This is a genomic window from Rhizobacter sp. P3_C12, assembly GCF_056402735.1.
Genome location: NZ_JBFUGW010000316.1, coordinates 1 through 6,525, shown reverse-complemented (window position 1 = coordinate 6,525; position 6,525 = coordinate 1). Strand labels below are relative to the sequence as shown.

5 protein-coding genes are annotated in these 6,525 nt (G+C 68.2%); all 5 read left to right on the top strand.

The window, feature by feature from the left end; all coding sequences use genetic code 11:
- Nucleotides 1–498: 498 nt before the first annotated feature.
- On the top strand, nucleotides 499–1,479 hold the full coding sequence (locus tag AC1DXV_RS29670; protein WP_477937028.1) for an FAD:protein FMN transferase: 981 nt from the start codon (nucleotides 499–501) through the stop codon (nucleotides 1,477–1,479).
- A gap of 120 nt (nucleotides 1,480–1,599) precedes the next feature.
- Nucleotides 1,600–4,554 carry an HzsA-related protein gene (locus AC1DXV_RS29665; protein WP_477937026.1) on the top strand — a complete coding sequence of 985 codons (2,955 nt, stop codon included), beginning with the start codon at nucleotides 1,600–1,602 and terminating at the stop codon, nucleotides 4,552–4,554.
- Nucleotides 4,551–5,195, top strand: a complete 645-nt coding sequence (locus AC1DXV_RS29660) for a hypothetical protein (protein ID WP_477874421.1) — start codon at nucleotides 4,551–4,553, stop codon at nucleotides 5,193–5,195. The genes AC1DXV_RS29665 and AC1DXV_RS29660 overlap by 4 nt, the downstream gene beginning before the upstream one ends.
- A 13-nt stretch (nucleotides 5,196–5,208) precedes the next feature.
- Complete coding sequence (locus AC1DXV_RS29655) at nucleotides 5,209–6,012, top strand: SH3 domain-containing protein (RefSeq protein ID WP_477937024.1); 804 nt, start codon at nucleotides 5,209–5,211, stop codon at nucleotides 6,010–6,012.
- A 5-nt stretch (nucleotides 6,013–6,017) separates the two neighbouring features.
- On the top strand, nucleotides 6,018–6,525 hold a 508-nt coding region (locus tag AC1DXV_RS29650), incomplete at its 3' end, for an outer membrane beta-barrel domain-containing protein (protein ID WP_477937022.1).

The window sequence follows — 6,525 nt, the reverse complement described above, 5'->3', positions numbered from 1 at the left end:
GCGAAGGTGATGGGCACTCAACATGAAAGTGGGGATGGCGGGAAAGGAGGGCGGGGGAAGAATGGCGACGATCGGGCGTCGGTATCGGAGTTGTCTGCGCTTCGGTATGGGTCGGATATGTGGTGGGTCGGGCCCAGCCCGGGAGTATCGGTGCCCTCGCCAACCCCCGCATCAGGGACAGCACGATCTGCGCCATCGCCGCCGGCAGGCTCCATGAGCCGCCGCCGGTTGCCTTCGTTCACATCTGATGCAGATCTCGTCTGGACGAGCAAAAAGGGTCACCGTTTCTTCTGGAACAGGATGTAAGGTCCCCCCCGTTTGCCAACTATTGACACATTTTCAGGGGTTTTCGGGACGAAGATCCGCTCCGCCATGCAGGCACGTGACCTGCGTAGGACATGTATCAAGGGACAGTCATCTCAAGACGGTCAACGATTCCGAGGGAATGAAGTGCAGTTGGTTCCGGAGGGCCTCGTGTCCAGCAAGCCAGTCAGGTCGATGAACCCCGCTCCGCACGCCGAACCGGCCGTGCGCGGTGGCGGCTGGCTGCGCCGCGAGGAAGCGATCATGGGCACCTCGGTCTCGGTCGAGCTGTGGAGCGACGACCGCCTCGCCGGCGAGGCCGCCATTGCCGCCGTGATGGCCGACATGCAGCGCATCGACTGGACCATGAGCCCGGTGAAGGCGTCGTCCGAGCTGTCGCGCATCAACCGCGAAGCCGCCGCCCACCCGGTGGCGCTCAGCAACGAGCTGTACGGGCTGCTGGAACGCGCGCTGCATTTCTCGCGCCTCTCCGATGGCGCCTTCGACATCACCTACGCCAGCGCCGGCCAGCTCTACGACTACCGCGAGCAGCGCGCGCCCACCGAAGCCCAGCTGGCCGCGGCCCGCGCCGCGATCGGCTGGCAGCAATTGCTGCTCGATCCGGAAGACAAGACCGTCCGCTTCGGCCACCCCGGCATGCGCATCGACCTGGGCGGCTTCGCCAAGGGCCATGCGGTCGACCGCGCCGCTGCGATCCTGCGCGGCCACGGCATCCGCCATGCGGTGGTGGCGGCCGGCGGCGACAGCTACGTGCTCGGCGACCGCCGCGGCCGCCCGTGGAACATCGCGGTGCGCGACCCGCGCCGCCCCGGCGAGGTCGTCGCGCTGCTGCCGCTGGAAGACACGGCGATGTCGACCTCGGGCGACTACGAGCGCTTCTTCGAGCGCGACGGCGAGCGTTTCCACCATGTGATCGACCCGAAGACGGGGCGGTCGGCGCACGGCGTTCGCAGCGTGACCATCCTCGCCGAGGACGGGCTCACGAGCGAAGGGCTGTCCAAGAGCGTGTTCGTGAAAGGCCTTGCAGAGGGCATGCGGCTCGTCGAGTCGCAGGAGGGCGTCGATGCGATCGTGATCGACGCGGACGGTGTTCTGCATTACTCCTCCGGTTTGTTGGGCGCCGCCCCGCAACCCGGCAACCCAGGCCGGCAATAGACGACCGGCCGCATCGGAGGCGAGAAGATGAAGTACCCCACAGCAACCCAGGGCCCCGCGAGCGATCGCCGGGCGCACCGAGGCAGCATCCGGTCCGCCGGAGCAGCGCTGCTCGCCACCATGGTCGCGGTCCTCGCGGCCTGCGGCAGCGGCAGTTCCAGCGATTCATCCAGCCTCACGGTGGAAGGCGACGTGCCGCTCGCGTACACGCAGCGCGTCAACACGATGGGCATGAACCCGACCAACGGCGCTCCGTACGCCCAGGGCGGCGACCTGATGATCCGCGAGAAATCCTCGCCGAGCGCGCCCGAGCACAACATCACCCAGAGCATCACCCAGGGCCACGGCGACGTGTCCGACCCCGAGGTGTCGTTCGACGGCAAGAAGATCGTCTTCGCGCTGAAGTGCGAGACCTCCAACACCTCGATGATCAACGGCGCCAAGGCCTGTACCGGGCGCTGGAACATCTGGGAATACGACATGACGAAGAGCGGCCTGACCGGCGGCAGCTTCAAGCGTCTGACCAGCTCCACCGACGGCGACGACGTCGACCCGGCCTACCTGCCGGCCGGCAAGGGCTTCGTGTTCTCGTCGAACCGCCAGGGCACCTCGTTCTTCAACCAGGGCGTCGGCGGCAACCGCTTCGCGCTCGACGAGTACGAGCGCGAGCGCGTCTTCAACCTGCACACGATGGATGCCGCCGGCGGCAGCATCACGCAGATCTCGGTCAACCAGAGCCATGACCGCAACCCGGTCGTGCGCCCCAACGGCGACATCATGTTCTCGCGCTGGGACCACGTCGGCATGCGCAACCACTTCAAGGTGTTCCGCGTGAAGCCCGACGGCACCGACATGTTCGTGCTGTACGGCGCGCACAGCGAGGGCAACAGCTTCCTGCACCCGCGCGACATGGACCCGAAGGGCAAGTTCAAGGGCTTCCTCGCGTCCGACCTGATGCCGCTGTCGCGCACCAAGGAAGGCGGCGGCCTGGTCCTGGTCGACGCGGCCAACTACTCCGAGCAGAACACGCCGGCCAACCCGAGCGTCGCGGCGCAGGGCGGCCAGTACTACCCGACCGAAGAGGCGCTGAACATCGACGGCGGGCTGTCGGCGTACGGCCGCATCACGACGCCGTTCCCGCTGTGGGACGGCACCGACCGCGTGCTCGTCGCCTACCGCCCGTGCGAAGTGACGAAGAACGGCAAGGTGGTGCCGTGCGCCACGCTGACCGATGCCGAGAAGGCGCGCCTGGCCGACGACAACCGGCTGGAGAGCGAGGTCGAGGCCGACGGCGTGAAGGACAACGTGCCGCCGCCGTACGGCATCTACATGTTCGACCCGAACAACTCGAAGAAGGGCCTGCAGCCGATCGCGCCGCCGCCCCCGGGCTTCATGAACACCGACCCGGTGCCGCTGCAGTCGCGCACCGAGCCGAACGCCACCGACCCGACCCCGGTCGACGCCACGCTGGCCGCGCAGAAGCTCGGCCTGCTCGAAGTGCGCAGCGTCTACGACACCGACGGCCTCGGCCGCATGGGTGACCCGGTGATCGCGGCGGCCGACCTGTCGGCCACCTGCACCACCGCGATCGCGAAGACCGCGCCGACCGACCCGCTGGACACGCGTGCCCAGGTCGCCGACATCGTCAAGATGAAGGACCCGGCCAACCCGGCCTACGGCTGCGCGCCGGCCCGCTTCATCCGTGCCTTCCGCGCGGTGGCGCCGAGCCAGGGCATGGGCGTGCGGGCCGCGATCGGCGAGACCGATTTCGAGCCGCAGCAGATCCTCGGCTACGCGCCGATCGAGCCGGACGGTTCGTTCAAGCTGCAGGTGCCGGCCGACACCCCGATCGGGCTGGCGGTGGTCGATGCCGAAGGCCGTGCCTTCCAGACCCACACCAACTGGATCCAGGTCCGCCCGGGCGAACGCCGCACCTGCGACGGCTGCCACAGCCCGCGCCGCGGCGGCGCGCTGAATTCCGGTGCGGTGGCCAACACCATCCCGTCGGGCTGGTTCGACAACCTGGCGAGCGCCCACCAGTCGGGCGAGACGATGGCCGGCACCCGCACGCGCCTCGACCCGAACGTGCTGAAGCTGATGACCGACATGGTCTCCACCGACACCTGGGCCGACACGGCCAAGGCCGGCGTGACCGCGCGCAATCCGATCAGCATCAAGTACAAGAACAACACCGATTCGAAGGACGACCTGCTGACCGCCGCCCCGGTCGACGGCGTCATCAACTACCCGGACCACATCCAGCCGATGTGGACGGTCAGCCGCGGCACCAACGGCGCCGGCACCTGCGTGGCCTGCCACGCCGACCCGGCCAAGCTGGACCTGAGCGCGACGATCGCCGGCACCGGCCGCAGCGCGTCGTACGAGCGCCTGCTGATCGGCGACCCGGTCATCGATACCGCCACCGGCCTGCCGAAGACCCACCTCGAGGAAGGCGTGCCGATGATCGACCGCGAGCCGGCGATGGTCGACACGATGGCCAGCGAAGGCGATGCCCTCGGCATGGGGCGCAAGAGCCGACTGCTGGAGATCCTGTCCGGCGCGACGCTGATGGCCAGCGCCGATGCGCGCACGCTGTACCCGACCCCGGCGGCAGGCGCGCCTGACCACGCGACGCTGCTGACCAAGGCCGAGAAGCGCCTGCTGGCCGAATGGATCGACCTCGGCAGCAAGTACTACAACGACCTGTCCGCAGGCGGCGTGAAGGGCATCGGGCTGATCACCCAGGCCTCGTTCGAGTCCGACGTGTACCCGATCCTGCGCAGCACCTGCGCGGCCGCCTGCCACCAGGGCATCGGCAGCGACGAGATCGCCGCCGGCAAGGCGTTCCGCGAGAACCGCTTCGTGTTGCTGGGTGACGCGGAGGGCGATTTCAATGTCACACTGACGATGATCAACGACGCCTGCCATCCGGAAGCCAACTCGCTGCTGAAGCGGCCGTCGACGATCCCGCACCCGGCGGGCGCCGCGAGTTCGCCGACCGCCGTGCTGCCGGCCGGCAGCGCGAACTACGTGACGATCGCCAACTGGATCAAGAAGGGCTGTACCACCCCATGACGCACGCGTCTCCCGAGGCACCTGCGCGCGCACCCTGGCGGGTGCCGCTGCGCGCGGCGGGTGCCTGCCTCGCCGCAGCCTGGCTCGCCAGCTGCGGCGGTGGCGGCAACCCGCTGGGCAACCCGTCGACGATCAACAACCCGGCCGGCGCATCGGGCCAGCGCCTGTCGTACGCCTACTTCCAGAAGTGCATCAACCCGATCTTCCTGGCGGCGCTGCCGATCACGCACAACGGCACGACCACCACCAACACCTGCGCCGGCTCGGGCTGCCATGACACGGTGGCCGGCACCGGCGGCGCGTTCCGCATCGCCACCGGCGCGACCGCGCTGGACGTGACCGACCCGGCCAACACGCCGGACGCGATCCGCCAGACCGACATGTACAAGAACTTCTACTCCGCGCAGGGCGAGGTGGTGGAAGGCTCGACCACGCAGAGCCGGCTGCTCGCGAAGCCGCTGCTGATCAACGTGCTGCATGGCGGCGGGCAGATCTTCCCGAACGACCAGGACGCCAACGTCAAGCTGATCGAGTACTGGATCACCCACCCGTCGCCGTCGGGCCAGGACGAGTTCAGCACCGCGACCTACAACATGTTCACGCCGGCGGACCCGAACACGGGGACCTGCAATACAAACTGACAACAATGCCAGCATGACCCTCGCTCCACAGCCCGAGTCCCCTCCACGCCGTCTCCACACCCGCCTTCGCCACGCCTTCCAGGGGCTGGCGCTCGCCTGTGCGTTGGGCGGCGCGGCGCTGCCGGCCGTGGCTGCCGACACGCCGCCGGAGCGGCTGCAGGTCAGCGACCCCTACATCGAGATGCACACCGGCGCGGGCCGCGGCTACCCGGTGTTCCACATTGCCGAGAAGGGCGAGTGGATCGAGGTGCTGCTGCGCCACACCGACTGGTTCAAGGTGCGCACCGACAAGGGCAAGGAAGGCTGGGTCACGCGCGCGCAGCTCGAGACCACGCTGACCGAGGCCGGCGGCACCAAGACCTTCCGTGACGTGCTGCTCGACGACTACCTGAAGCGCCGCGTCGAGTTCGGCACCGGCTGGGGCCGCTTCAAGGGCGAGCCGATGCTGAAGATGTGGACCGGCTACCGCCTGTCGGACACGCTGTCGCTCGAAGCCACGCTCGGCCAGGTGCAGGGCGTGTTCTCCGGCAGCGATTTCTGGCATGCCAACCTGATGGTGGAGCCCTGGTCCGACAAGCGCCTGTCGCCGTTCTTCGCGGTCGGCTTCGGCAAGTTCAAGAACGTGCCGAACTCGACGCTGGTCGACGCGGTCGGCACCAACTCCAAGATGGCCGACGCCGGCATCGGCGTGCGCTACCACCTGTCCGACCGCTTCGTGCTGCGGGCCGACTGGTCGCTCTACACGGTGTTCATCGACGACACCCGCAGCGCCGAGTACCGTGCCGCCACGGTCGGCTTCTCCTTCTTCTTCAATTGACGGCCATGCGCAAACTCCAACGTCTTGTCCTCGCGGCCTGCCTCGCCGCGCCGTTCGCGGCGCAGGCCCAGAACCAGCAGCAGGTCGTCGAACCCGGGAACGAGCAGGTGATCGTGCCGCAGGTCGACCGCCGCCCGGTGAACGTGCCGAAGATCCCGTCGAACGACTTCGAGTTCGGCCTGTTCGGCGGCACCTACAGCACGCAGAACTTCGGCGCCAACGCCGTCTCGGGCCTGCGCGTGGGCTACCACATCACCGAGGACTACTTCGTCGAGGCCGTCTACGCCCAGACCAAGGTGAGCGACGAATCGTTCCGGCAGATCCTGCCCGGCGGCGTGCTCTCCGACGACAGCCAGAAGCTGCGCTACTACAACGTCTCGATCGGCGTGAACGTGCTGCCGGGCGAGATCTTCTTCGGCCGCAACACCGCGAAGGCGTCGGCCGTGTACCTGATCGGCGGCGTCGGCAGCACCAAGTTCAACGACCAGCGCAAGCAGACCTTCAACGTCGGGC

Excerpts from the sequence above, each read along its gene's own strand:
- AC1DXV_RS29670 (WP_477937028.1), top strand. The coding sequence starts at position 499 with ATGAACCCCGCTCCGCACGCCGAACCGGCCGTGCGCGGTGGCGGCTGG.
- AC1DXV_RS29665 (WP_477937026.1), top strand. The coding sequence starts at position 1,600 with ATGGTCGCGGTCCTCGCGGCCTGCGGCAGCGGCAGTTCCAGCGATTCA.
- AC1DXV_RS29660 (WP_477874421.1), top strand. The coding sequence starts at position 4,551 with ATGACGCACGCGTCTCCCGAGGCACCTGCGCGCGCACCCTGGCGGGTG.
- AC1DXV_RS29655 (WP_477937024.1), top strand. The coding sequence starts at position 5,209 with ATGACCCTCGCTCCACAGCCCGAGTCCCCTCCACGCCGTCTCCACACC.